This window comes from Bradyrhizobium sp. CCGB12 (assembly GCF_024199845.1).
Taxonomy (GTDB): Bacteria; Pseudomonadota; Alphaproteobacteria; order Rhizobiales; family Xanthobacteraceae; genus Bradyrhizobium.
Genome location: NZ_JANADO010000002.1, coordinates 414468 through 441151 on the forward strand (window position 1 = coordinate 414468; position 26684 = coordinate 441151).

A 26684-nucleotide genomic window follows, 5' to 3' on the forward strand; every position below is an offset into this window, starting at 1 on the left:
GCCCACAAGCTGCCCTTCCTCCAACTCGTGACGTTTCACCGCCCGGCGCACGCCATCTTGAGATAGACTGGAGCATCTTAGCGCTCAAGCGAGAGCCGGGAGGTGCCCATGGACATAGGGACCTGGCTGTGTGGTCTGGGGCTGGGACAGTACGAACAGGCGTTTCGGGAGAACGACATCGATGCGGAGGTCCTCATGGACCTCACGGCCGAGGATCTGATCGGGCTCGGGGTCGCCTCGATCGGCCATCGCCGCAAGCTGCTCGCGGCCATTGCTGCACTGCGCGCCAGCTCAATGTCGGAGTTCACCCCTGTTATGGCCGCCCCCACCTCCGGGAACGCTTCGCTTGCATCGGAGGCCGAGCGTCGCCAGCTCACCGTGATGTTTGTCGACCTGGTCGGCTCGACAGCGCTCGCGGCGCGGCTCGATCCGGAGGAAATGGCCGAAGTCCTGCGGAGCTATCAGAACGTAGTGGCGGGCGCGATCGCGCGGTTCGAAGGGCACGTGGCGAAGTACATGGGCGATGGCGTGCTGGCCTATTTCGGCTATCCGCGCGCCCATGAGGATGAGGCCGAACGCGCGGTGCGCGCCGGCCTCGCAGCTATCACGGCGGTACACAGCCTGGCATCGGCGCATGGTGAGACGCTCGCGGCCCGTGTCGGCATCGCGACCGGTCCGGTGGTTGTCGGCGAGTTGATCGGCGAAGGCGCGGCGCGCGAGGAGACCGTGGTCGGCGACACGCCGAACCTCGCGGCGCGGTTGCAGGCCCTGGCCGAGCCCGACACTGTGGTGATTTCCGCCCGCACCCGGGAGCTCATTGGCGGACTGTTCGAGCTCACCGAGCTCGGTATGCAGATCTTGAAAGGCTTTCCCGTTCTGGTGCGGCCGTGGCGCGTGGTCGGGGAAGGCGCCGCCGAGAGCCGGTTCGAGGCGTTGCATGGCACAGGCCTGACCCCGCTTGTCGGTCGCGAGAATGAGATCGGCCTGCTGCTCGAGCACTGGGAGCGAGCCAAGGACGGTGAGGGTCAGGTGGTGCTGCTGACGGGAGAACCTGGCATAGGCAAGTCGCGCCTCGTGCGGGCGCTGCGCGGGCGACTTGACGATGAGCCGCACATGCCCCTGAGTCACTACTGCTCACCGCATCATCAGACTAGCCCGCTTTATCCGGTGATCGGCCTGCTTAAGCGGGCGGCGGGCTTCGCCGCAGACGATCCCTCCGCAACTCGGCTCGATAAGCTCGAGGCACTGCTTGCTCTATCGACAGAACATGTCATCGCGGTGGCCCCACTGCTCGCGGCATTGCTGTCGCTCGAGACGGATGCGCGCTACCCGCCGCTCGACATGAGCCCGCGTCGGCAAAAGGAGCGGACACTTGACGCGCTGGTCGATCAGGTCCTTGGCCTCGCGACGCGCCAGCCCGTCCTCGCCCTGTATGAGGACGTGCACTGGGCAGATCCGACCTCGCTCGAGCTGCTCGATCTCCTGGTTGACCGGGTGCAAGGCGCCCCCGTGCTCATCCTCATCACCTTCCGGCCCGAATTCGTGCCGCCCTGGATGCACTATGCCCATGTATCGGCGCTGACCCTCAGCCGATTGAGCCGCCGCCAGGGCGCGGCCATGGTCGGGCGCGTGAGCGGCAAGGCGCTACCCCAAGCGGTGCTCGATCAGATCGTTGCTAAGACCGATGGCGTGCCGCTGTTCGTCGAAGAGCTGACGCGGACGGTGCTGGAGACCAATCTGCTCCGCGATGAGGGCGACCATTACGTGCTGACCGGGCCGCTGCCACCCATGGCAATCCCGACCACGCTCCAGGAGTCGCTGCTGGCGCGGCTCGACCGGCTGGCTCCGGCCCGTGAGGTGGCCCAGGTCGCGGCGGCTATTGGCAGGGAATTTTCTCACGAACTGCTCGCGATGACGGCGGCTTTGCCGGAGAACAAATTGCAGACGGCATTGGAGGACCTCGTCGGCTCGGGCCTGGTGTTCCGGCGCGGGACGCCACCTCAAGCGACCTACAGTTTCAAGCATGCGCTCGTGCTGGACGCCGCCTATGCGACCCTGGTGCGTCCTAAGCGGCAGCGCTTGCACGCCCTGATCGCCGCCACCATCGAGCAACATCTTCCGGAGACGGTGCAGACGCAGCCGGAGCTTTTGGCCCATCATTTCGCAAAGGCGGGGCGGGCCCAGGCGGCGATCGATTACTGGCTGAGGGCGGGGCAGCGAGCCATCGCCCGCTCGTCGATGGTCGAAGCGCTGGCGCAGTTGCGGAATGGTTTGAACCTACTCGAGGGTGTGCCCGAGCCGGATCGGAGGCGGCTCGAACTTGACGTACAGGTGGCGTTGGGCGTGGCGCTGATGGCCACGCAAGGCTGGGCAGCGCCCGAAGCTGGACGGGCCAATGCCCGTGCCCGCGAACTCTGCGAGCAGATTGGGGCCACCTCCCAACTCTGGCCCGTGCTTTACGGTCAATGGGTTTTTCACGGCGTGCGCGCCGAGCACAACGCCGCGCGAGACGTCGCAGACGAATTTCTGCGCCGAGCGCAGGACCATCAGGAAACGTCCGCAACCCTGGTAGCTCACCGCGTCAGCGGGACCGGTTCCCTTTGGCGCGGCGAGATCACCGCTGCCCGCCCCCATCTGGAAAGGACGCTCGCGCTCTATGACCCAGAGCGGCATCGCTCGCTCGCCTTTCTCTACGTGCAAGATCCGCGGGTGGCGGCGCTGTCCTCGCTATCATGGACGCTGTTTGCGCTTGGCTACCCGGAGCAAGCCCGGGCGCGGAGCCGCGAAGCGCTCGATGCCGCCCGCGAGCTCGCTCACCTCAACACGATGGCGTATGCCCTTTTGTTCGCGTGTTTCTTTGAGCAGTATCGTCTAGCGTGGCGCGAGGCGAAGGACCGAGCCGAAGCTCTGATTGCGCTCTCGAACGAGCAGGGATTTCCGCATTTCCTCGCGCCGGCCACGGTAATCAGAGGTTGGGTTCTGACTCAGTCTGGGGAGGCGGAGATGGGACTCACGCAGCTTCGGGAGGGCCTTCCGGCATGGCGTGCCACCGGGGCTGGCCTCTATGAGCCGTATTTCCTTGGCCTGCAAGCCGAGGCGCTCGGATGTTTGGGCGCAATAGAGGAAGGCTTGGATCTAGTCGCAAAGGCGCTCGATCGCGTGGAAGAAACCCGCGAGCGATGGTTCGAGGCCGAGCTCCATCGGATGATGGGCGAGCTGATGCTCCGGCTGCCGAGACCCGACCCGATTGCCGTGGAAACCCGGTTTGAGCATGCGGCTGCAACCGCGCGTAGGCAAGGCGCCAAGCTCTGGGAGTTGCGCGCGGCCACACGCCTGGCACAATTTTGGAGAGAACAGGGTCGGCGCGGCGAAGCTCACGACCTGCTCAGTCCTCTCTACCGCCAATTCACCGAGGGCTTTGGGACACCGGATCTCCAGGCTGCCAGAGCACTACTTCAAGAGCCCGTCAGCTCCGAGAAGGACCCGATCCCAGGTCGTAGCAGTTGATTCTGCATACGAGCATCGCAGCTCCCTGGCCAAGTAGGCTGGAGTGTTTCTCTCAGTAGTGGCATGAAGTGGTCCGTCTCGGAACAGCGGCTCCGGGACAAAAGCAGCGGTCAGACTATCGGTCGGGCGTCGTCCGGCTCCCCTCGGATGGCAGACGCGGCAACGGCTCTTGTGGTGTTCAGCTTGGGGCCAACGCCAGAAGTGGCTGGATGCTATGCACGCTTCGTCTAACAACGGTCAGCCCTACCGGACGGGGTAGGATGCTTTGTGCCGCGCTTGGTCAATCATCGCCTCCACTTGCGGCAATAGGCGCGTAACAACGGCTCCGAGCCCCGCCGCCGACGGATGAAACCCGTCTGCCATCTTTAGCTGTGCATCGTCAACAAACGCATCGTCGAATGCTGGGTAGAAGAGCACCTTCTACTCGCTGGCCAGACCCGAGAAAATGCTGCATGCTTCAGGCGCTGGTCGGGCAAATAGAGGACCTGTCTCGGCGCAATCCCATGCTGATGGTCTTCGAAGACGCGCACTGGATCGACCCGACCTCGCTCGAGCTGCTGCAGCTGAGGGTCGATCGCGTGCAGAAGCTGCCGGTGCTGCTGCTTCTCACCTTCCGACCAGAGTTCCCGCCGCCGTGGATCGGTGAGCCGCACGTCACGATGCTGGCGCTGGGTCGCTTGAACTGGCGCGACACCTCAGCCCTCGTGCAGCGGGTGGTCGGTGACAGGATGCTGCCCAGCGCGATCGTCCACGAGATCGTCGACCGCACGGACGGCGTGCCGCTGTTTGTGGAGGAACTGACCAAGGCGGTGCTCGAAGCGGGAGCCGGTGCAGGGGATGCCAAGGCTGTGCTTTCGCGAACCTTGCCGGGTCCGCTCGCCGTCCCGGCTACCCTGCACGCCTCGCTCCTCGCCCGTCTCGACCGTCTCGGTCCGGAAGCCAAGGAAATCGCCCAGACCGGCGCCGCCATTGGCCGGGAGTTCACCGACGATCTGATACGGACCGTGTCGCCGCTGCCCGAAGCGCCCTTGCAATCTCCCCTCCAACAGCTCGCCGCGTCACAGCTGATTTTCCGTCGTGGTACATCGGCTTACAGCTTCAAGCACGCCCTCGTTCAGGACACCGCCTACGGCACGCTGCTACGCAGCAAGCGGCAAACACTGCACGCGCGGGTCGCCCGGGCACTCGAGGAGCAGTTTCCGGACATCGTGGCCACCCAGCCGGAGGTGCTCGCGCACCACTTCACGGAGGCTGACCTTACGGAAAGCGCTGTCGCCTACTGGCGCAAGGCTGGCCAGCGCGCGGCCGAGCGCTCGGCACACGCGGAGGCGATCGCCCATCTCCGCAAGGGACTGATGCTCGTGGAGCGGATCACCGATCCGGCGGAACGCGCCTGCCGCGAACTGGACCTGCAGCTCGTGCTTGCGCCGGTGCTGATTGCCACCAAAAGCTGGTCGGCACCGGAGGTAGAGCAAGCGTACCTGCGCGCTCGCGACCTGTGCCTGCAAGCCGGCGATGTGGCACAGCTCTTTACCGTGAGTTGGAGGTTGTGGCTCGTTTATCAGCAGCGCTGCGAGTTCAAGACGGCGCGCAATCTATTAGACGAGCTGTTCTCAATCGCTCGGCGGAGCGCCGATCCGGGACTTCTCCTGCAGGCGCATCATGCCGCATGGACAACCCTTCTCAGTTTACCGGAGCTGACCGCGTGCCGTGCGCATCCGTTGGCCCTTTTATCTCGCGCTGCTCGCTGAAGCTTTGGCGTGGGCCGGAGAAACCGAGCAAGGATTGACTGCGCTGGCTGAGGCTGCGGCCGCTGTCGAGGAGACCGGCGAGCGGCGATGGGAGGCGGAAATCTGTCGCTTGACTGGGGAGCTGACGGTGGCGAGGCACGGCGGCAACAGGGCCGAAGCGGCAGCGTGCTTTCGGAGTGCGATTGAGGTGGCCGGTCGCCAGGGCGCCAAGGCCCTGGAGCTGCGCGCCGCCACCAGCTTGGCCCGGCTCTGGCGTAATCAGGGGAAGCAGCAGCAGGCTTATGATCTCCTCGCGCCGCTCTACGGCTGGTTCACGGAAGGTTTCGACACGCCTGATCTGCGCGCGGCCAAAGCGTTGCTTGATGCGCTCCGGTGACGTTCCTGTGATGTCAATCGGCGCCAAGGATTAAGCCTTGATCGGCTCGCTCCGGCATGTCGGGTTGGGGTCAAAAGCGTCGGTAGAGCGTCCGGCTGCAAAGGTCCCTGCAAGCCGACGTGTGGTGGTACTGCGTCAACTGCAGCGATGGGAGGCGACATCGGCCGAGCCCCGCACCTGCGCTAAGGTCAGAACAGAACTCCTGCGTACGACAACAATCCATCATGCCAGCCCATTCCGCGCGACCGTGGATGCAGCTCGGTCGGAGACCGAAACGGGCCACGTCAGCGGTTGGACCGTCACGCAGTGAGGAAGGTTGCCAGATACAACATGGCCGCCAAGACAACGGTGACTCCGATGACTGTTAATACGGCCTCTCTGCTTGAAACATCCCGCATCTCAGGTTTCCTTCAGTCGGATACATCCAGCACTGTCAAGGACCGTTTGTTGGCGCCCGGCGTTTGAAACTCGATGGCCTGTCCAATCGATAGGCCGATCAACGCAGCGCCGACCGGCGTAAGAACCGAAACCCGTTTCAGGGTTATGTCGGCTTCGTGCGGATACACCAACACCACGTCCCGGACCTCCCCGGTCCTGTCATCGCAGAACCGGACCTGCGAGCCCATGCGGACCACCCCCCGCAGCTCGGAATTGTCCGTCACCACGGTCGCACGGTCCATCTCCTGTGCAAGGAAATGGGCCGCACGCGGGAAGAGTGTCGCGCTCGAACTTGCCAGCGCATTCAGCCGCTTGGCCTCATCCTCGATCACCGTAATGGGCGGCAATACGACTTCGGACTTGCTCTTGCGGTTTTTCTTGCTCATCTTCTTGTCTCTCCTTTCCTAAGCGGCCGACGGTCCCGGGTCATCGTCATCAAAAAGCTTTTTGCCCTGCATCGGATTGCTAAACAGACCCCTGACAACATCATTCGCATGAGTTCGACTAACGCCTTCGATCCTGACGAGGTTGGTGCGCCCGCCAGTGAAGAAAGGGATTTCACTTCCGACCTTCAGTCCCACCAACGCTGCACCCAACGGCGACATCACGGGGATTTGGGTGCGCTCGGACGCGTAGTCTTCCGGGTACACCAGCTGCCTCGTCTCACGAGCGAAGCCCCAGTTGATCCAGAACGTCACCCAGGATCCCATGGTGACAATGCTGTCCAATCGGGCCGCGGGATCTGGGACGATTTCCGCACGCCGTATCTCACTCAGCAGAAACCGTGCATCCACGTCGCCTTGAGCTGCGCCCACGCGCGCGAGCCGTTCCAAGCGGCGATGCTCAGAGACTGAAAGAGTGACCTCGGGGATGGAGGGAATGCTCATGACATGCTTCCTTGCTTGGCTTCCCACGGGAAAGCCGCACTCCAAATCTGGTTGATGAAGGAAGGGGTAGCCGGACGACACCAATGCCGTCCGGCTAAGCTCCTGCTTGGAGCCGCCCTGCGCGCAAGCAACGCCGCGCAATGCGCGGATCGATTTCGAGGACGTGGATCATGTCATCGCCAACATAGGACCTTCCGCCCGAGCCTGCATCGCGACCAAAGCGCGCACGTCTGTTCCGCGCAGGGAGAGCGTCAGCGCCAAGCATCCAGCGCTTTTTGAAACGCGCCTGGTGAAGATCTGATCAACCTCTGCTTCGGATCAAATTGCGAAAGCTCAGGGGACCACGCCGGTCCGATCCGGACCATTGAGCTGACTTCAAATAGAAGCCTTGGCATCTCAGCTTTAGGGCCGGAAACGGACTCATGCACCGCGCGCGGGCGAGCAACGAAATTGGAATGTCGAGACCAAGCGCCTTAGCGGTCTTGAGGTTGATATTCAGGGTCACATCCCTCGTTCTGCTGGATCGGAAGCTCCGCTGGACGCGCCCCTTCCAGAATGCGATCAATGCCACAGCACTATTTAGGCACCACGAAATTCAACTTAGGACGTCGGGTTAAATACGGACAGCACAGTCCCCCGCACGAGAAAAATCCGCGTCACCTTCTGGAGCAGACCTCGCGGCGCTTTGAGCTAAGGTCAGGCACCGGCCAACAGCGAACCTTGGAGGTTGCCGACTGGTGTCTGCTTCTAACCGTAGGGCCAGCTTCACTTCTGAAGCGCCAGACTGAGCCATAAGCTCGCACGCTACTCGGGCGCTCCACCAGCGTTGGAGAACAGCTGTGAACAACCCTAAAGCAATTAGGAGCACAGCCGTGACGAGAGCCGATACAAAAGGAGATTGGGTCGCTCTCAAAGCTAACGAGTCTTGACCAGCCGACGCGACTAGGACCGTATCCGCGCGAGTACAATTCTCCTGTCGTGAACACACGACATAGTTGGGGGAGCCCCAGCCACGCCATGAACGCAATCAAAGGCAGAACAACGACGAATGTGGCTTCGTCTTCACAACCGGCAGCACTTTCCGTATATCTAACTCATCGGTCCCCAAAATTGCCGCCTGGTCATTAGCGGAGGCTTTAGCCACACGCTGAAGAGGATGATCGTAGTCCCAAGTGTATCAGAATTAGACCGATGACAGCGGCGCCCTTGCCTAACATGCTTCATAGCTTCAATTAATGCTTCCAACTTTACGGCCGAAGTTAGCAAGTTATAGCCTCGTCATTCCGAAAGTTGAGATGAAGATCGCATCAACCGGTCGGCATCGTGATTGCCACTGAGCTGCAACACAGTCCGCGGTTAGTACTTGACCATACAGCGTATCATCAAAAGCAGAGGAAGCTGAGCGACCGCAGCGTTGAGGATGCACACACGGATCATTCCGTTACTCAGCCGGCACCGGGATTGCATTTATGAAGAACTCCGTTGCGTTCCGAACACACCAGTCCGATCGAGCCACGATGAAGCAATTGACTCCCAAACATGGAGCCACCCAGGGAGCAGGCGCTTGACTGGTGCAAGCGCCACGTCGCCGATGTGTTGGTCACCGACGTCAGGCTGCCCGGAAATGTCGACGGCTGGCAGATCGCGGAGCGTTGCCGCGAAAGCGATCCGGCACTGCCGGTTATCTACGCCACGGGCTACTCGCCCGTTGCACCTCCGCCAGGGCCGGGCAACCGCATCCTGAACAAGCCCTACCATCCGGACGAGGTCATCCGGATGGTGAGAGAGCTCGGTGAGCAAAGAGGAATGCCACCGAACTAGGAAGAGCCGCATCAACGGGCCTCCGCATCACTTCCGATCGCGCTCCTTGGCCGGCGGACCGCTCTTGTTTCCCGGCAGACCCTTGATGTTGGAGGTGTTTTGCTGCTGGACGGTCGGATTCTGCTGGCTTGAGCTGACGCCGACGGTCTCTCCCGGCTTGGCGGCTGGAGCATTCTTGTTACCCGGCTAGCCGGCGATTCCGGCACCCGAGTTCTGCGCGCTCGGCGCGTTGGAGACGTCCGGCTTCGTTGTCTGTGCAAGTGCGAGCGGGGCGGAAAGCATCGCGGGTTGCGCCCACCTTCAAGTCGAACGTCGCATCGGCTCGTGCGTTCCTGCCAGGGCCGCGAGGCCGTTCTTCTTTGCGCTGGACCGTTAGGCACCTGCATCCTACCGGGATCTGGGTGGACGGCGCCTGCCCGAGCCTCTTCTCTCCGCCGCGACCGCCTTGGCCCGCTCCTCGCAGCGGGGGCGCAGCTCCTCCAATTCATCGGCGGAGAGATGTTCGATGCCGACAAACGAATTCTGGACGCTCCCGGTTCGGATCAGCTCATCCAGCTTGACTTGGATCGCAACACTGTCCCGGTTCTGTAAGTTCTGGATCAGGAAGACCATCAGAAAGGTCACGATCGTCGTGCCCGTGTTGATGACGAGCTGCTACGTATCGGAGAATCGGAAGAGAGGCCCGTGACGGCCCAAATGACAACTACAGAGCAGGCCAGGACAAGGGCCGATGCACGGCCGGCCGCCTGCGAGGGCTTGTTTGCGATGGACGCGAACCACCTCCGCGGCTGCCAGCGTTTTCCTGGTAGCGCATTCAATCCTCCATCCTAATGCACCCATAGCCAAACGCCCTGAACAGCGCCGCTCACGGGACGAGCGGAGACGCGGGCGTGCCGAGGTGTTCGGCGGCGATTGAGAGATGGTCGGGCCTGACGGCGAGAAGCCGCCGATAGTGGGTCTCGTAGATCCGTGCCATTCGGTCCGAGGTGAAGCGCTCTTCGAAGCGCGCCCGGACGTTGCGGCGGTCGATCCGGGCCAGCTCCTTCACCGCCCGGACCGCCTCCTCTTCGTTTTCGACAATGAACCCGGTCACTCCCTCCTCGACGACCTCCGGCACCGATCCGGCACGATAGGCGATCACTGGCGTCCCGCATGCCATCGCCTCGATCATCACCAGGCCGAACGGCTCCGGCCACTTGATCGGAAACAACTGGGCCGCAGCGTCCGAGAGAAACGGCTGCTTGCCGCGTTCGTCGACCTCGCCGACGAGCTCGACCCGAGCCCCGTCGATCTCTGGCCGGATATGGCTCTTGAAGTAGCCGGTTTCGCCGCGAGGCACCTTCGCGGCGATCCGCAACGGCATGCCGGCCGCCCGCGCGATCCGGATGGCATCCTCCGGCCCCTTGTCCGGCGTGAGCCGTCCGAGGAAGGCGAGGTACGAACCAGGGGCGTAGGATGGCCGAAACAGGCCGGCTGGCAAGCCGTGGTGCACCGTCCCGCACCAGTTGGCGTCCTTGAGCGGAGCGCGCTGGTTGTCGGAAATCGAGACGAAGCACGCCTCTCGAAATTGCCGGACAACTTCACCGACGCCAGGCAGGTCGAGGCGCCCATGCAGGGTGGTGAGGAATGGAACCCCGCACCGGCTGAGCGCCGGCAGGTGCAGCCAGTCGATATGCGCATGGATAATTTCGAACTCGCAGGCACGACGCGAGACCGCTTCGATCAAGAGCGTCCAGGCCGTGTTCGGGTCGACGCGCGGGCGCCCGAGACGCAAGGCCCGCGGCCACACCGCATGCAGCTCTGCGCGCGTCCTGGAATCGCCGCTCGCGAACAAGGTCACCTCGTGGCCGAGATCGACCAACTCGTCGACAAGCCAGGCCACGACCCTTTCCGTGCCGCCGTAAAGTTTCGGGGGAACGCTTTCGGCCAATGGAGCGATCTGGGCGATCCGCATCGGCCTCCGCCCTCAGCTCTCCGCGGCGCTACGCGAGCTTGCGCATACCAGCAGAACACCGACGGCAAGCGCGATGAGGACCGTTCCCGCCGATGTTACGGCACGTCCGTCGGCGCGCCCGCGGCGCGCAAAAACCGTTTTCATAGTGCCTCGCAAACCGACCGCGACGGCTTCGTTCCTGTACGTAACGCGCTGTGTCCGACCGCCTGGCTAGGCAACCGGCACCCCATAGTAGTCGTCGACCGAGCGCCTCGTTTGCGCGTCCCAACTCCAACTGCTCTCGTCGGCGTATTTCGGGGCGCCGCGGAGCTGATCCTGGGTGAGGCCGGTGACGTATCCGCCGAGGTTCGTGTCGTACTTCAGCGTTTGCCACGGCAGCGGGTAATGATCGTCCCCGATGCCGAACAAGCCGCCGAAGCTGAGCACCGCGTAGGACACCTTGCCGCTGATCTTATCAATCATGACGCGCTCGATGTAACCGACTTTCTGCCCGTCCGGCCCGTACACGTCCGTGCCTTCGACCTTATCGCTTCCAATGAGACTGGCGGTCTCCCGATCTTCCATGGCCATGTCGACCTCCTGGAGTTTGCGGTTTAGCGGTCAACGGAAGCGACCACCCATCCGTTCCTAAAGCAGCGACCGAGTGCGGCAAGGGGGGCCAGCCCTTCGAGGATCTGTCTGTCGGAATCGGCGCGAATGTTTATCGGCTACACGTCTTGGTGCCGGCGCTATTTCTGACCCTAAGGTACCTGGGCATTCGAGTTGTTCGGTTTTTTCTTGTTGGCCTCGTGGTGCCCTATCACGCATCGGCCGCAGCACCAAGTTTGCCATGCCCGGCCATGTGGCCAGCGACTCCGCCAACGATTGCACCCTTGATGCAACCCTCCGCTTCCCCGGCGAAATCGACGCAAGCGCCAACAGGCATACGGCGGCCAGGATCGGTTTCGTGGCCGTCCTCCACTCTCCAGTTGTCGCTGATCAAGTCCCGGCAAGAAGACACGTTCCGAAGGATCGACCCGGGAGCTGGTGATCCTCAGGCCGCGTCCAGATTGCCCTGCGCGGAGACCCGCGACGCGGTGCGGCGGAGCCGCCCGGTCTCCTCACTGCCGCACCTGGGACATCTGAAGGTGATCTCGGGCCGCGTAAGCACCTTCTGAGCGCCGACGGCCATCGGCCAGGCACCGCACTTCGGACAGTTCACCAGCAGATCATTGGTTTCGAGCATGGCGACGGCTCCTCAACCTACGCCCCACAGCTGCCAACCACGCGACGAAACAGCCGTTCCCCGCATTCACGCAGCATCTCAATGGTCGAGGTGAGCGAGCCGGAACCGCGCCTCCCAGCGAGCCGTTGACATCGCGCTACATTCCTCGGAGGCACGATGCCTAAGGCTGGCACGCAAGAGATCGCGAGACTACTGCGCGAGTACGCGCAGCGGAGTGCGTTGCGCGGCGGCAACCCATATCGCGCGAAGGCCTATTCGCGGGCAGCGGACAGCCTGGCTGCGCTCGGCGTCCCCATCGAGCGTCTCATCGACGAGGGCAGGCTGACCGAGATACCTGGCGTCGGCGAAGCCATTGCCGACATCATTACCAAGCTACACCGCGCCGGCACGCACCCCAGCCTGGTGAAGCTCCGGCAGGACATTCCCGCCGGTGTCCTGGAGCTGTTGAGCGTGCCCGGTCTGCGGCCCGAAAAGGTGCTGCGGCTCTACAAGGACCTCGGCATCATCTCGCTTGCCGAGCTGGAGCGGGCGGCGAAGGACGACCGGATCAAGAAGGCTAAGGGGCTCGGCGCGGCATTGCAGACCAAGGTCCTGCAGAACCTGGCGATCGCGAAAGGCGGCCAAGGTCGGTTGCACCTGCATCGCGCCGCCGCACTGCTCGAACATGCGAAGGAGTCCCTCCAAAAATCCCGACCCGAGCTCAAGAGACTGACCATCGCCGGCGACTTCAGACGCGGCTGCGAGCTGGTCGGAGATCTGGCGATCGTCGCCGAGACACCCGGCAGCGGCGGAGAGGCGGACGTCATCGACACGGCGGGGCTGCAGGTCCACCTCGCCGATCGCGAGCACTTCGGGGCGGTCCTGCTGCACGCCACAGGCTCGCCGGTCCATCTGGAGCAGCTTCGCCTCCTCGCGGAAAAGAAGGGAATGCGCCTCGAACAGGACGGGCTGCACAAGGGACGCAGCGTGGTCGCGGGCACCGAAGAGGACATTTACCGGGCGCTCGGGCTTTCCTTCGTCGAGCCCGAATTGCGGGAGGGACGCGGCGAGATTGATCGCGCCCTGAAAGGAGAGCTGTCGAAGCTCGTAGCCGATCAGGACCTGCGCGGCATCCTGCATTGCCATACGGATGCCTCCGACGGGACCGAGACGCTCGAGACGATGGCGAAGGCCACGCTGAAGCGAGGCTTCGAATACTTTGGCGTCGCCGATCACTCGAAATCGGCGCACTATGCCGGAGGCCTGTCGCTCGAGCAGATCAAGGAACAGCATCGGGAGGCCGACCGGCTCAACAAGAAGTTCGGTAAGGACTTCCGGATCCTGAAGGGAATCGAATCCGACATCTTGGCAGATGGATCGCTCGACTATCCGGACGACGTGCTGGAAGGCTTCGATTTCGTGGTCGCCAGCATTCACGGACGTTTCAAGCTGGACCGGAAAGCCCAGACCCAGCGCTTGCTGCGCGCAATCGCCAATCCCTACACTACTATCATCGGTCACATGACTGGACGCCAGCTCCAGCGTCGGCCGGGGTATGAGATCGACGTCGAAAAAGTGTTGCGCGCCTGCGCCAAGCACGATGTCGCGGTCGAGATCAACGCGCATCCATGGCGGCTCGATCTCGATTGGCGCTGGCATCAGGCAGCACTCGAACTCGGCTGCATGATGAGCATCAATCCCGACGCCCATTCGATCCGCGAGCTCGACCACATGCACTGGGGCGTCGAGATGGCACGCAAAGGCGGCATCCCCGCGGACCGGGTCCTGAACGCGATGACCCTTGCCGAAATAATCCGCCATTTGAAACGGAAACGGCGAGCTCTGTCCCGAGTGGCTTAGTTGAAGGGACCTGCTCACCCACCCCTCCCCGAGTTTGACGGAGCGGTAGCGCTCGCGATGGCACAGGGGCGTCCTAAGCAAAACGGCCATGAAGCCGGATTGATCTTCCGACGCGGCGGATCGCCTGGCCCGAAGCTGGCATCGCACCCGGACTGCCGCCGGGTGGCAAGAAGTGGTTCGAAAAGACGGGTGTAACCGACCTGGACGCCGGAGTTACCTTCAGTGCTCCGCACCCACTTCGTTCATTCCCGTCGAGGCCCCTCGAATCGGTCGGGACAAGGCATGAACCTGAACGACGATGTCATTTATCGCGGCTTTCGGTTCGGGCCGTCCAAACTCATCCCGGACTTTCCCGCGGCTTGGTTCGTTGCAATGATCGCCTCCGTCGGAATTTCTCCTCGGTCACTTGGCTCTGTCAGAGATGTTGCAAGAGGCGCAAATGCGCCGGCTATTCGGTATGGAACTCCCGTCTCCGTGCTCGCGATCGGCGGTCGCTGGCTAACGGAAACACGAATTTTGACTGGTAAAGCCACTCGGCGTCGTGTCCGCTGGGGAAGTCCTGGAGAGCTAGACCGGAAGCGACCGGCTGACCTTTTCGAAATAGCAGCATGCGCTTCGGCACGTGCTGGATATCCGAATGGGACATAAGCCTTCTAGGCGCGAAGCCGTGTGATGGTCTGAGGCAAGGATGCAAAAAGAAGCACTACGCAAACGCAAAGCAGCACAATGTCCTTGAATAAGAACTCGCCGGCCAAGTTCCACGCCATCGGGTCGGTCGAAATGCTCCACTTGACCACTCCGGGAGTGGTGAAGAAGAACGACCAGGTCACCATGAAAGTAACGACCCCCATGAACGAACCCAATGCCGAAAGTACCGGACTGAATGCGCCAGCAATCAGCAAGATCGCAATGACGAATTCGGTTACACCAAGGACGTAAGCTTCCCCCCTGAAACCGAAGAGCGACAACCAGGAAACCAGGGACCACCTCGGCCTCGCATTCGCGATCCTTCCGTCAGAACGGCGCGTCCCAAGGTCGATGGCTCGCGCTGCCATGGTGTCAAGCATCCGTAGCGCTCGCGGGGCACCCGCTGCTGCTTCCGGATCGACGCTGTCGAGATAGACAAGAACCGCCGCGATCGACCCGCGCATGTTGTAGATGTCGAGGCCGTAGAATCCCGCACGTTCGCCCGGCGGCTGCCGTTCGTTGTGACCGCGCATCTAGTCCACGAACGAGCTGACATCCGTATTCCGCCACATCCAGTTCGGAAATCGCTCGAACGGCGCCTCCTGTGCGCGCATTCGGGCTCTATGGCGAACGTGGCGGTCGACTGCGTCAGGCCAGTCCGCCTGAACCGCGACCACGGTCAAACGGTGCTCTCGATTAGCCGGCGCGTGATTGCGGCGCGCGCCTGGTAGAACTCCGGGGTGCCGTGGCTGGCTTCGCCCAACAACACGACGCGTGCACGGCCGAGCCGGTCGAACAGAATCCCGAACGCAGGATCGTCGAAAGGTGGCGACGGCTCGGCGCCAACGCGGATCATGTCCGTGACGGATTGCGCCCGCCCCCCGGCCGGAGCATGGTTGCGGGCCGACCGCCTGCCATTCTCGGCCCATCCCTGCTCCCCGATCAGCGGCACGAAGCGGACGGCGCCGAAAGTTTCTTCGTCGTAGTCCGTCCCGGTTCGGCGGGTGATTCGAAGCAGCTATTGTTCGCCCTTGAAATTGCCGACGGGGATGACGAGGCGGCCGTCGATCGCCAACTGCAGCCTGAGCGCGTCCGGCACCGAGGGACCGCTGGCGGCGACCAGAAACGCGTCGAATGGCGCTTCATCGGGCAATCCGCGCGTGCCATCGCCGGTATGAACGATGCAGTTCGTGTATCTGAGCTTGGCCAGCCGATCCGTGGCCGTCCGCGCTAGCGCGTCATCGCGCTCAATCGTATGGACGATTTCGGCGAGTTGAGAAGCGACTGCCGCGGCATAGCCCGAGCCCGTGCCGACTTCGAGAACCTTGTCGGCCGGCTTCAGCTCGGCCGCTTCGATCATGGCCGCGACGATGTAAGGCTGCGAGATAGTCTGGCCGTTCGCGATCGGCAGCGCGCCATCGTCGTAGGCGAATTCCTCGAATCCTGGCTGCAGGGAGCGTTCCCGCGGGACCCAGCGCATGGTGTCCAATATCCGGATGTCGCGAATGCCGCGGCGAGCGAGCTGAACATCGACCATCCGGTTGCGAAGTTCTGTAAATTCACTCATGCGCCTCGCCCGTCGAACATGCGGCTGCGTAAGCCAAGTGGGAAGGAGGCGACCGGTTCCTTTCCGCTAGCAAGACGGAACGATATTATACGAATGGGTTGTACAGTATGGTTCGTGGAGGCCGGCAGAGAGGTCTCCTCCTCCAGGCGTGTAGGCATATGGTAATCGATACAGGGCCCAGTGCGCATTCCTGCACCAATCGCTTACATAGTCCTCTACGTCGCCCTCTATGCGGCGTTCGGCGCCGCATCTCCATTCTGGCCAAAATTTTTCGAAACGAGAGATCTAGCGTCACCGCAGATCGGTCTGATTCTTGCTGCCGCAATGCTGACGCGGCTCGTTTCCGGACCGTTATTTGCTGTGCTGGCGGATCGCCTCGGGTCATTGCGTCTCATGCTAGCAGGCTGCGCTGCCGCGGCGGCTTCAGCAGCTGTCGCGCTGCTCTGGGCCGATAGATTCTGGCTGCTGCTTCCTGTCGCGTTGGTTCAGGCTGCCGCCCTCGCGCCCACCACCTCCATTGCCGATGCCTTATCGGTCAACGCAGCGAGGCCTCGGTTCATGGGAAGGCCATTCGAGTACGGCTGGATACGAGGGGCTGCCTCCGCGGCTTTCGTCCTGGGAACACTCATCGCCGGTCAGCTCGTAAGCCCAGCCGATCTTACTGCAGTTATTTGGATGAATGCCGCCTTCCTGATCGCCGCGACTGGCGCTACTGCATTGCTACCTGGACAAGTCCAATCGCGGAGATCGTCGTCCTTTGCTGCGTCAGAAATGAAAGTCCTGATGAGCGTGTCGCAGTTTCGAACGATGATTATCGCGTCAGCTTTGATCTATGGCAGTCATGCGGTGCACGATGCATTTGCGGTGATCAGGTGGAGCGATGCGGACATCAGCACTTCCACGATCAGCTTCCTGTGGTCGGAAGCGGTAGTTGCTGAAGTGCTGGTGTTCATGCTCGCCGGTCCGGCACTCCTGGATAGGTTGGGCGTGCGTGGCGCGGCTGTCTTGGCAGCCGCGGCCGGAATCCTCCGCTGGTCCGTAGCGGCAATAACGACCTCCGTATTGCTGCTCTCGCTCATACAGCCGTTACACGGATTAACGTTCGCTCTGCTTCATCTCGCTTGCATGCGGATGATGGCGATGCTGGTCACCGCAAGCGTCGCTGCAACGGCGCAAGCACTTTATGCGTTTGGCTCAGGGGTGCTGACGGCTGTACTGACCTTTTTGTCCGGTGCACTGTATGCTTCCTATGCTGGAGCGGCGTTTCTTCCTATGGCGGTGCTCTGTGTCCTCGCGCTCCCATTCGCCTGGTTTGGCTTCGCCAAAGAGAGGGACTGATCCTTCCCTCGAGCAAACGGGAAACGGGTGCCGTTCTAGCTCCACCGACCAGCGCATTCGGCCTGCGCCTTCTGTCTCGGACGCTCGATAAGGTCGCGACCAATCGCGACAGCGAAATGAGGGAGAGAGTGTCAGTCAATCCCGTTGATGTACAAGCTGTTTTTCCTCTCAGCACGCGGGCACCTACGGGCCTCTCTACTAGATATTGGTCCGGCCGCACCGGCTCCGCGAGCCTCAGTGTAGGATAGTGTAGAAAGAGTAGCGGGGCTCCGCTGCACGCTGATCCACTGTTCCGGATTCGTGTTGTTTTATAGACGGGAGCTTAACTGGATTCAGCCACGGACTTGCGAACGCACCAGATCCCGATACGGCGCTCCTAGCCGGACTTGCCCCAGAGCTTTCAGGATAAAGCGAATCTGGCCGCGCAGGCCTGCTTCGGTATCTTCGCCGTGCTGAACGCAGTGCTCGATCAGAATTGGATGAAGAAATGGCATGAACGCGGATCTGACCGCTCGCGCCGCTTCCGCGGCATCTTCGACGTCGAACTCGCCCCCATCAGCACCCTTGCGTATGATGGCCTCCAAGATCATCAGCATCCGCTCGATGTGCACCTAGATGATCGGCCAGTTCTCCTCTATGGCGGCCACGATCAGATCGTGCATGGGCTTTGCCTTTGACCAGCATCATCTTGCTGTGGTGGTGAAGACTGGTCAGCAGTTGATCGAGCTTCTCGGTCGCCGGTGCGTCCTCGCGTGCAATCGCAGAGGCGGTTGCGGCAACCTCGTCCACAATGCGCTCGCAGATGGACTCGTTGATCGCATTCCTGGAGGGAAAGAAGCGATAGATATTCGCCGGGCTCATGCCGAGTTCGGCGGCGATGTCGGCCACCGACGTCCTGTGGTGACCGACGCGGCGAAAGCGCTCTTCCGCTGCTCCCAGGATCCGGGCGCGGGCCTCGTCGGACTCTTTTCCCGTTCGGACCGGACGATCCATGCAGCAATAGAGCCTTACTCGGCAGCCAATGCTGATCGCAATTCCGGTTTCTCGCGCGAAGCCTCGTCCTTATTGTCTGCGGTCGGCTTGATCCGAAACCACGCGGCATAGAGCGCGGGAAGGAACAGCAGAATCAGGACCGTGCCGACTGCGGTGCCGCCGATCAACGTATAGGCCATCGATCCCCAAAACACGGAATGCGTGAGCGGGATGAAGGCCAGCACGGCGGCCAATGCGGTGAGGATCACGGGCCTCGTGCGTTGCACCGTCGCCTCGATGACGGCGTGATAGTCATCAAGTCCGGCGGCAAGGTTCTCCTTGATTTGTTCGGTCAGGATCAGAGTGTTGCGCATCAGGATGCCCGCCAGTCCGATCAGGCCCAGAATCGCGTTGAATCCGAACGGCTGGTGAAAGATCAGCAACATCGGCACGACGCCGACGAGGCCAAGTGGTCCCGTCAGCACGACCATGGCCATCGTCGAGAAGGATCGCACCTGCAGCATGACGACGATCAGCATGGCGGCAATCATGGCCGGGAAGATCGTCGCCAACGCGTCATTGGCCTTGGTTGCCTCCTCGATCGATCCGCCCAGCTCGATACGATAGCCGGCCGGAAGAGATGCGATCAGGGGCTGCAGGGCCGTCTTGATCTCCTTGGAGACCTCCGGAGGTTGGGTCGCCTCATTGATATCCGAGCGTATCGTGACGACGGGGGTGCGATCGCGGCGCTTCATAATCGGCTCTTCAAGTCGGATTTCCGAATGGCCGACCTGGTCGAGCGGAATCGAACGGCCGTCCCGGCTCATCAACGAGAAATCCGCCAGACGCGCCGGATCGAGCCGCTCGCCACCGGCGCTACGTGCCACGATCGGGACATTGCGGATGTCCTCGCGAACCTGCGTCACGGCGATGCCCGTGAGGAGGAACTGGAGCTGGCGGCCCACCTCGGCCGGCGACAGGCCGATCAGGTTCAGTCGGTCCTGATCCGGGATGAAGCGAAGCACGGGCATGCGATCGCCCCAATCCCGATTTGCCTGCCGCGCGTCATGAACGCCACGCATAACTTCGAGAGCCTTCTGGGAGATCGCGTACAATTGAGTGGGATCTGGTCCCATGACCCTGAACTCCACCGGGAACGGCGTATAGGGTCCGAACACGAGCTGGGTGACGCGCACATTGGCCTCGGGAGCAAGGCCCTGTGACACCGCCTGTCGGAGCCGGTGCTTCAAAGCCTCGCGCGCTTCCGCGTCAGGCGTCAGCACGACGATCTTGGCGAAGGCCGGATCCGGCAGCTCGGGCGCCATCGCGAAGAAGAAGCGCGGCGCACCCTGACCGACATAGCTCGTGATGATCTTGGCCTCGGATTGATCGTGCAGCCAGCCCTCGAGCTTCTCGACGGTGGCCGTCGTCGTCTCGATGCTGGTGCCTTCCGGCAGGCGAACTTCTACCAGCACTTCGGGGCGGTCGGAGGTCGGGAAGAACTGCTGCTTGACGCCCCCCATGCCGACAACGGAAAGCGCGAAGGCGACGGCGACGATGCTGCAGGTCAGGAACTTGTGGCGGACGGCGAAGGTGATGAGTCCTCGCAGGCGCTGATAGTTGGGCGTGCCGTAAATCGCGTGGTGACCGCCTTCGACCGGCTTGATCGCGGGCAGCATCTTGACGCCAAGATAGGGCGTGAAGATCACCGCGACGATCCAGGAGACGATGAGGGCAAAGCCCACGACCCAGAAGATGTTGCCGGCATATTCGCCGGCGGTCGAGCGGGCGAAGCCCACCGGCAGGAAACCGGCGATCGTCACGAGTGTTCCGGACAGCATCGGCGCCGCAGTGTGGCTCCACGCATAGGCTGCCGCCGAGATGCGGTCCATGCCTTCTTCCATCTTCACCACCATCACCTCGATCGCGATGATGGCGTCGTCGACGAGGAGACCGAGCGCCAGGATAAGGGCGCCGAGGGTGATACGGTCGAAGAACCGGCCGGTCTCCAACATGATGAGGAACACGACGGCCAGCGTCAAAGGAACGGCAGCCGCGACAACGATGCCGACGCGCCAGCCGAGGCTGAGCAGGCTCACCAGCAGCACCACGCCGAGCGCCATCGCGAACTTCATCATGAACTCGTCGACCGCCGAGGTGATGTTGACGGCCTGATCGCTGACCTTGGCCAGGGTCATCCCGAGCGGCAGTGTCCCAGCGATGGCTGCGGACCTGTCCTCCAGCGCCTTGCCGAGCGCCAGACCGTTCCAGCCCTCCTGCATCACCGCCGCGAGCATGATGGTGGGCTCACCCTGGTGTCGGATGATATAGGTGGGTGGATCCTCGTAGCCGCGGCGGACCTCGGCAATGTCGGAAAGCTTCAGCGTTCGCCCGGCAGCGACGATGGGCGTGTCGGCAATCGCCTGGACGCTGTCATAAGCGCCATCGACCCGGATGAAGACCTGCGGCCCCTTGGTGTCGATCGAGCCTGCCGGTGTCACCGTGTTCTGCCGCTGCAAGGCGGCAACGATATCCGTTGCCGACACACCGAGGGTTGTCAGCTTGGCATAGGAAAACTCGACGAAGATTTGCTCGGGACGTTCGCCGAGGATGTTGATCTTCTTGACGCCGGGCACGTGCAGGAGGTCCTGACGGATGACCTCGGCTTGCCTGGCGAGCTCGCGCATCGGCATGCCCTTGGCCTTGAGGGCATAAAGGGCGAAGCTCACATCCGAATATTCGTCGTTGACGAAGGGGCCGAGCACGCCAGAGGGCAGCTTGCGCGCTTCATCTCCCAGCTTCTTGCGGGCCTGATAGAATTCCTCCTGCACGCTCGATGGCGGCGTGCTGTCCTTCAGCGTCACCGTCATGTAGGCATAACCGGGCCGCGTTGTCGTCTCCACCCGGTCGTACCAGGTCAGTTCCTGAATCCGCTTCTCCAGGGGTTCGGCGACCTGGTCCTGCATCTCGCGTGCCGTCGCGCCCGGCCACACGGTGGTGACCGTCAGGGTCTTGATGGTGAAGGACGGGTCCTCGGCACGCCCGAGCATGATGAAGGCGTAGGCGCCTGCGGCCGCCAGCAGGAGGATGAAGAACAGGGTGACGGCCCGCTCGCGGACGGCGAGCGCGGAAAGATTGAAGCTCATCAGTTGCTCCTGGTTTCCGACGCAGTCCGGACGCGAGCGCCCTCGTGCAGGAGATGAGCGCCGAGTGAAACAATCTGGTCACCGGAGTTCGATCCGGAGATAACGGCCGTTTCGCTGGTCACACGCAGAAGCGTGACGGGCTGCAGGCGTACGGTCGAGGTGGCGCCGTCGAAGACCCAAACGCCCGTCGTCCTGCCGTCATCGAGCACGGCTCCCAGCGGCACCTGGAGTTCGGGCTGACTATCCTGGTTTGCAAGCCGAACGGTGACCGTCGCGCCTAGTGGTGCCGCCGCGGCCTCACCATCGAGCACGTAGCGGGCCTCATAAGTGCGGGTCTGGGGATCAGCGGAATCCGACAACTGCCGAAGATGTGCGCTATAGCGGCGCCCATCGCCCCCATACAGGCTTGCATCGGCGAGCGAACCAATCGCCGGCCGGGTCGTTTCGGGCAGCGCCACCACAGCTTCGCGAGGACCGGACTGTGCCAGCCGAACGACCGTTTGGCCGGCGGAGACCACTTGTCCCGGCTCGCCAAGTGTTTGGGTGACCGTTCCGTCCGCATCAGCCACCAGGACGGAATAGGTTGCCTGGTTCTCGGCGACCCCTGCTTCGGCTTCCGCCGCGGCAAGCTGCGCTTTGGCGGTGTCCGATGCGGCCTTCGCCTGCTCGTAGCGCTGTTTGGACGTCCATCCGTCGTTCACGAGATTGGCGTAGCGCCGCTCGTCGGCGTCGGTCTGAACGACAACTGCACGCGCAGCGGCGACGGCGTTGCGCTTCGCTGCCACCGCCAGACGGAGGTCGGTTTCGTCGATCCGCATCAGCGGCTGGCCGGATTTGACCTGCTCACCGACATTCACGAGTCGTTCGACGATCTTCCCGGCAACGCGAAAACCGAGATTGCTTTCCACCCTGGCGCCGATGGTCCCGGTGAAACGGCGCTCGGATCCGCTGACGCGCGCGGCCGTCGCCAGACGGACCATCGGGGGATCCTGCCTCGGGTCGCTGACCGCAGAGGCTTGATGGGCGGGAATCGCAAGGGCAACGAAGGTTGCCACCCCCGCCGGGATCAAAATACCGGCCAGCACCGCAACACCCCTCAACATGACCGTCTCCTTTGAATTTTAGATTTCGTTCGACTTCTATATTTCTATTAGAAGTCGATCGCAATCTATTCTTCAGTTCTGACGGAAAGCGGAAATCGACCCTTTCCCCCCGTGCAGCGGCGAAATCCAGCGACACACCTTGATAGATTGCGCCTGAACTCTAACCTAGATATAGAGGTCGAACGAAATCCAAATGGAGGTCCACAATGCGAGTCAGTCGCACCCAGGCGGCGGAGAACCGCCAAACCGTGATCAATGTGGCAAGTCGCCTCTTCAGGGAGCGCGGCTTTGATGGCATCGGGCTCAAGGATCTGATGAAAGGTGCCGGGCTGACCCAAGGCGCCTTTTACAAGCAGTTCGGCTCAAAAGAGGATCTGGCGGTCGAGGCGTCCAAGCGCGCGTTGGAGAGTGCTTCCGGCCGATGGTCGGACGCTGCCGCGGCACATCCTGACGATCCACTCGGCGCGGTGATCGCGTTTTACCTCAGTGGCGACCATCGCGGAGAAAAGATGGACGGCTGCCCGATCGTGGCACTCGGCTCGGATGCCGCCCGACAGGGCCCCGACGTGAAGGCGGAATTCGAAGCGGGAATCAAAGCGCATCTCGATGTGCTCGACCGCTTCATCGCCGGGACCGGCGACGAGGCCTCCCGCGGCAAGGCCATGGCCATTCTCGCGACGATGGTCGGCGCGGTGACGCTATCGCGCGTCGTCAACGACCCCGATCTGGCTCAGGCGCTTTTGGATGCCGCGGCCGAACAGGTTCGCGACGCAGCTGCCGCTTGAAGGCGCCCCCCCTCAAAGCACGGAGAGATCGAATGCTCAGCGTGATCGAAGCCAAACCAAGTTTGCTGAAGATATCGGATAAGCTAAGCGTACGTTTTCAGAAGACCGGCAGCGGGCCTCCGCTGCTCCTCATCCATACGATCCGGACGCAGCTCGAGTATTTCCGCGCGCTTGCGCCCCTCCTCGCCAGATCGCACACGGTGTACGCTATCGACCTCCCGGGGCACGGCCACTCACCGATCGATCCAGGCGCGAGCTTCGACGAGCCCTACTTCAGGCGGGCCGTCATAAGCTTCATCGAGGAGCTGGACCTCTCCAACCTGACACTCGTTGGTGAATCGATCGGCGGGGCGTTGGCTCTCACCGTGGCGGCATCGCTTCCGCAGCGGGTGAAGCGGGTCTTTGCGATCAACTCCTACGACTATGAGACCCGCTACGGCGACGGCCTTCGACGCGGCAACTGGCTCGCGAACTTCATCATCGGAAGTTTGCAGATCCCGGTGCTCGGCGCGATCAATGCTTCGCTCGAAAACAAGATCGTGCTCGGCAAGATCATGGGCGGCGGATATCACGACCCGCGCAAACTACCAGCCGACCTGCTTGCTGAGTTCGGTGAAGTAGCCCGTCGCCCCGGATACAAGCGGGCTGCACGCAAGGTGCTGGCAGGCTGGCGATCCTGGAGCAAGGCACGCGATTACTATTATCAGATCTCGGCGCCCGTGACGCTCGTCTACGGCGATAGCGATTGGTCACGGCCAGATGAACGCGAACGCACACATTCGCTGATTCCTGCTTCGCAGATGGTGACTCTCAAGAATACCGGCCACTTCTCGACTGTCGAAAATCCGTCGGAGCTGGCTCGCGTGATACTGGAGACAGAACGACCGCAATGATCGACATAAGGGTATTCGATCACGTTCACAGTTTTGCTCGCCCTGGTATCCCGCTACGACGGGGGACATAATCGACCTGTACCATCGCATCTGCGCGCTCTATCGAATGGGGTGAAGATGCAGAAGCAAAGAAAAAGGTCGCACAACAATCCGACCGTGCGACGTCCGATCACGTAAAGCGTTGCACGAAACGCGCTTTGGTTTTCTGCCCGGAATTGAGAAAACCCTACATCAACAGGGCTTTGAGATGGTGGGCGCACCAGGGCTCGAACCTGGGACCCGATGATTAAGAGACAGCCACCGGTCGAACATAATCAATGACTTACTGGTCGCACCACTGGGCATGTCCGACCGAAAGTGGGCATTCGTCGCACGATCGTAGTGATTGCATTTTGTAGCCTCCTCAGCTTCCGCCATTGAGTTGTGTCGCTCATACACCACGTGGATGTTACGCGAACGACGCCCTGCTTACCGCACGGTTGAAGGTTGGCCGCGGTCGGGTACTGTTGGAAGCTGGGGCTATCCGCGAATGCTAAGAACACGGGTGGATGCGAGATCATGTCGATCCTCACGCTCGCGAACGTGCTTTCGAAATTGCTCCGCAACACCCTCCATCTGGGGTGTCACCAGAGTCGGCTGCCGTGGCGCTAGCCGAGGTTTTTGACGGGATTGGCGACACCTGCCCGAGTGTCTACCCTGAGAGGATTACTGGTGACGCGGTGCTGGTTCTCCATCTGAAAGCTCTGTGCGCTTAACTCGGATGCCTCTCCAAGCAACAAACCGGCGGTCCCTTGTCTTAGGCACGCGGCTTTTTCTTACTCCCTCCACCCGTGTCGTCACGCTTCTTCTTGACAACGCTGATCTCTCCATTGCCCTCGACACGTGCGCTTTCTACCTCAGAAAAATCGTCAAGCCCCTCCTGCCTGAGATGGCTCCTTAGCTCCTCTTCAGTAATAAGCTCGCGCCGCATATTGCGCCGGTCCATGCGGCCGCCGGTAATCAGTGGCACCGGCGACGGTGCGAGCAGCCGCTCGAAAAGCCTGACATGGAAACCAAGCCAGTTGAGCCCGAAATCCCAGAAAACGATGGTGAGTACGAGCACGATGCTCTCGGTGACCGATTTGTACTCCTTTGAGAAACCATTTTGCGCGGCATCGGCAATCACGACGATTACGAGAATGTCGGCAATACCGATTGTGGAGGATTGACGCTTCATGAGAAACCGCAGGATAACGAAAAGGGCGACATAGCTGAGGCTACCACGCACGACCATTTCGAGAATGGAGTGGGTCGGAATAACTATGTCAGCCCAGTCGACGCTATAAATTTTTGACATCGCAGATACCTTCTTCACTGGTGGTCATTGCCCCAAATGATCCAGTTTTCGCAGCGGAGCCATTGATGGTGACGCACCCGTCGGCATTGCCTCGCGGCTCGGCAGGCTGCTAATAGCCTACATGGCGAAGGCTCAGCGTTGTTCAGCCATGCTACCAGCGGAAATGCCGAATGAGCAGCCGCTCTCCTCAGCGCAAGCGCACTCAGTGAAGTACTATCAAAACGCAGGGATAGCAGGCCTTCACTGGAAAGGCATGGACAAGGCTACTTCTGATCGACGTTGCTCGTCCCGGAGCCCGGAGTGCCGATTGGCAAGCCGTTCGCGGCGTGACCGACGCCAACGCCTGGAGCACTGACCGCGCCGGGAGCTTGGTCTTGAGGAAGCGTCTTGATGCCCGTTCTTGCTTGTTCGGCGGGGGTCATCTGCCGGCCGTTGTTGTTGCCGCCGTTCGTTGCCGTGATGCCAGACTTGTCGTTCCCGTTTTGCGTACCCGTCAAACCAGTCGCGGTGTTGCCCGTGCCCGAGCTGGTTGGGGCCGCAGGTGTGCTTGCTGTATTCCCGTTCGGCGTCGGCGGCTGAACGTTCGGACTAATTGGCGAGTTGTTTGTGTGGACTCCCGTTGTGCTGTTGTTGGTCCCCATGCCGGATGGTGCCGAGGGGCCGCCACTCGCGCCATTGGACATCCCGACGCCTGCGCCTGAACTCGCGGATGACCCGGACGCCCCACCGCTGGAGGCCGCCCCACCCGCGCCTCCACCAGCACCACCACCGCCTCCGCCACCTTGGGCGAGGACAGGAGTAACAGCCAGGGACAACGCAGCTGTAAGAAGAAGAGATTTTCGGTTCATGACCTTCTCCCGATGGAAAGAAGATCAATGGTGTGAAAGAGGCGATAGTTCCTGAGTGGCCCATTCCCTTTTGGGGGCCGTCCCTCTCCCGCCCTTCCCCTTCTTCCTTCGATTGTGACTTCTATCGTCCTCGCGGGACGCAACACTCGCGGTTGTCTTCAAGCCGACCAACGATCCTGTTCTTCTTGATGAGCATGCTCATTGAGCCGTT

The 26684-nt window shown here is 61.9% G+C and carries 19 protein-coding genes and 4 pseudogenes; 8 read left to right on the forward strand and 15 right to left on the reverse strand.

The window, feature by feature from the left end; genetic code table 11:
• Positions 1-108 precede the first annotated feature (108 nt).
• The 3 genes from NLM27_RS43385 to NLM27_RS43395 all read left to right on the forward strand — a co-directional run bounded on the left by NLM27_RS43385 (position 109) and on the right by NLM27_RS43395 (position 5634).
• Entirely contained in the window at positions 109-3507 is a 3399-nt protein-coding gene (locus NLM27_RS43385; protein WP_254149406.1) for an adenylate/guanylate cyclase domain-containing protein, read from the forward strand.
• 452 nt (positions 3508-3959) lie between these two features.
• The gene (locus NLM27_RS43390; RefSeq protein WP_254149407.1) at positions 3960-5258 is read left to right on the forward strand and encodes a hypothetical protein; all 1299 of its coding nucleotides are present in this window, start codon (positions 3960-3962) and stop codon (positions 5256-5258) included.
• A 34-nt stretch (positions 5259-5292) separates the two neighbouring features.
• A complete protein-coding gene (locus NLM27_RS43395) occupies positions 5293-5634 on the forward strand; it encodes a hypothetical protein (RefSeq protein WP_254149408.1) in 342 nt (113 codons plus the stop codon).
• A 410-nt stretch (positions 5635-6044) separates the two neighbouring features.
• On the opposite strand, the gene rnk is transcribed toward NLM27_RS43395, so the two are convergent.
• Positions 6045-6458, reverse strand: coding sequence for a nucleoside diphosphate kinase regulator (gene rnk, locus NLM27_RS43400; protein ID WP_254149409.1), 414 nt, complete (start codon positions 6456-6458; stop codon positions 6045-6047).
• An 18-nt stretch (positions 6459-6476) separates the two neighbouring features.
• Positions 6477-6959, reverse strand: a complete 483-nt coding sequence (locus tag NLM27_RS43405; protein ID WP_254149410.1) for a GreA/GreB family elongation factor — start codon at positions 6957-6959, stop codon at positions 6477-6479.
• A gap of 1539 nt (positions 6960-8498) precedes the next feature.
• On the opposite strand from NLM27_RS43405, the gene NLM27_RS43410 reads away from it, so the two are divergent.
• The gene (locus NLM27_RS43410) at positions 8499-8780 is read left to right on the forward strand and encodes a response regulator (RefSeq protein ID WP_254149411.1); all 282 of its coding nucleotides are present in this window, start codon (positions 8499-8501) and stop codon (positions 8778-8780) included.
• Positions 8781-8807: 27 nt separating this feature from the next.
• Here NLM27_RS43410 and NLM27_RS43415 read toward each other — a convergent pair.
• The 6 genes and pseudogenes from NLM27_RS43415 to NLM27_RS43440 form a co-directional block, all read right to left on the reverse strand.
• Positions 8808-9062, reverse strand: a pseudogene (locus tag NLM27_RS43415) (hypothetical protein).
• A gap of 105 nt (positions 9063-9167) precedes the next feature.
• Positions 9168-9598 (reverse strand): annotated as a pseudogene (locus NLM27_RS43420) (low affinity iron permease family protein).
• Between the two features lie 47 nt (positions 9599-9645).
• Positions 9646-10734: a glycosyltransferase family 4 protein gene (locus NLM27_RS43425; protein WP_254149412.1), complete on the reverse strand. Its 1089-nt coding sequence runs from the start codon at positions 10732-10734 to the stop codon at positions 9646-9648.
• Positions 10735-10944: 210 nt separating this feature from the next.
• A complete protein-coding gene (locus NLM27_RS43430; RefSeq protein ID WP_254149413.1) occupies positions 10945-11304 on the reverse strand; it encodes a PRC-barrel domain-containing protein in 360 nt (119 codons plus the stop codon).
• 170 nt (positions 11305-11474) lie between these two features.
• Positions 11475-11659 (reverse strand): annotated as a pseudogene (locus NLM27_RS43435) (hypothetical protein).
• A gap of 108 nt (positions 11660-11767) precedes the next feature.
• Entirely contained in the window at positions 11768-11959 is a 192-nt protein-coding gene (locus NLM27_RS43440; RefSeq protein WP_254149414.1) for a hypothetical protein, read from the reverse strand.
• Between the two features lie 156 nt (positions 11960-12115).
• On the opposite strand from NLM27_RS43440, the gene NLM27_RS43445 reads away from it, so the two are divergent.
• A complete protein-coding gene (locus NLM27_RS43445) occupies positions 12116-13798 on the forward strand; it encodes a DNA polymerase/3'-5' exonuclease PolX (protein WP_254149415.1) in 1683 nt (560 codons plus the stop codon).
• 653 nt (positions 13799-14451) lie between these two features.
• On the opposite strand, the gene NLM27_RS43450 is transcribed toward NLM27_RS43445, so the two are convergent.
• Complete coding sequence (locus NLM27_RS43450; protein WP_309144821.1) at positions 14452-14865, reverse strand: DUF417 family protein; 414 nt, start codon at positions 14863-14865, stop codon at positions 14452-14454.
• A pseudogene (locus tag NLM27_RS43455) lies at positions 14799-16052 on the reverse strand (protein-L-isoaspartate(D-aspartate) O-methyltransferase); the annotation flags it as partial. The gene NLM27_RS43450 and the pseudogene NLM27_RS43455, both read right to left, overlap by 67 nt.
• A gap of 180 nt (positions 16053-16232) precedes the next feature.
• On the opposite strand from NLM27_RS43455, the gene NLM27_RS43460 reads away from it, so the two are divergent.
• Positions 16233-17390: an MFS transporter gene (locus NLM27_RS43460; RefSeq protein WP_254149417.1), complete on the forward strand. Its 1158-nt coding sequence runs from the start codon at positions 16233-16235 to the stop codon at positions 17388-17390.
• Between the two features lie 332 nt (positions 17391-17722).
• On the opposite strand, the gene NLM27_RS43940 is transcribed toward NLM27_RS43460, so the two are convergent.
• The 4 genes from NLM27_RS43940 to NLM27_RS43475 are packed head-to-tail and all read right to left on the reverse strand — an operon-like array spanning position 17723 to position 22611.
• A complete protein-coding gene (locus NLM27_RS43940) occupies positions 17723-17980 on the reverse strand; it encodes a hypothetical protein (RefSeq protein ID WP_309144822.1) in 258 nt (85 codons plus the stop codon).
• Positions 17946-18383: a TetR/AcrR family transcriptional regulator gene (locus NLM27_RS43465; RefSeq protein WP_309144823.1), complete on the reverse strand. Its 438-nt coding sequence runs from the start codon at positions 18381-18383 to the stop codon at positions 17946-17948. Before NLM27_RS43465 ends, NLM27_RS43940 begins: the two co-directional genes overlap by 35 nt.
• Positions 18384-18397: 14 nt before the next feature.
• Positions 18398-21508 (reverse strand): efflux RND transporter permease subunit, encoded by a 3111-nt coding sequence (locus tag NLM27_RS43470; protein WP_254149418.1) that lies wholly within the window; start codon positions 21506-21508, stop codon positions 18398-18400.
• Positions 21508-22611, reverse strand: a complete 1104-nt coding sequence (locus NLM27_RS43475; RefSeq protein WP_254149419.1) for an efflux RND transporter periplasmic adaptor subunit — start codon at positions 22609-22611, stop codon at positions 21508-21510. Before NLM27_RS43475 ends, NLM27_RS43470 begins: the two co-directional genes overlap by 1 nt.
• Before the next feature lie 206 nt (positions 22612-22817).
• Between NLM27_RS43475 and NLM27_RS43480 the strand changes: the two genes are divergently transcribed.
• The gene (locus NLM27_RS43480; RefSeq protein WP_254149420.1) at positions 22818-23396 is read left to right on the forward strand and encodes a TetR/AcrR family transcriptional regulator; all 579 of its coding nucleotides are present in this window, start codon (positions 22818-22820) and stop codon (positions 23394-23396) included.
• A 32-nt stretch (positions 23397-23428) separates the two neighbouring features.
• Entirely contained in the window at positions 23429-24289 is an 861-nt protein-coding gene (locus tag NLM27_RS43485; RefSeq protein WP_254149421.1) for an alpha/beta fold hydrolase, read from the forward strand.
• Between the two features lie 796 nt (positions 24290-25085).
• Here NLM27_RS43485 and NLM27_RS43495 read toward each other — a convergent pair.
• On the reverse strand, positions 25086-25625 hold the full coding sequence (locus NLM27_RS43495; protein WP_254149422.1) for a DUF421 domain-containing protein: 540 nt from the start codon (positions 25623-25625) through the stop codon (positions 25086-25088).
• Between the last annotated feature and the right edge of the window lie 1059 nt (positions 25626-26684).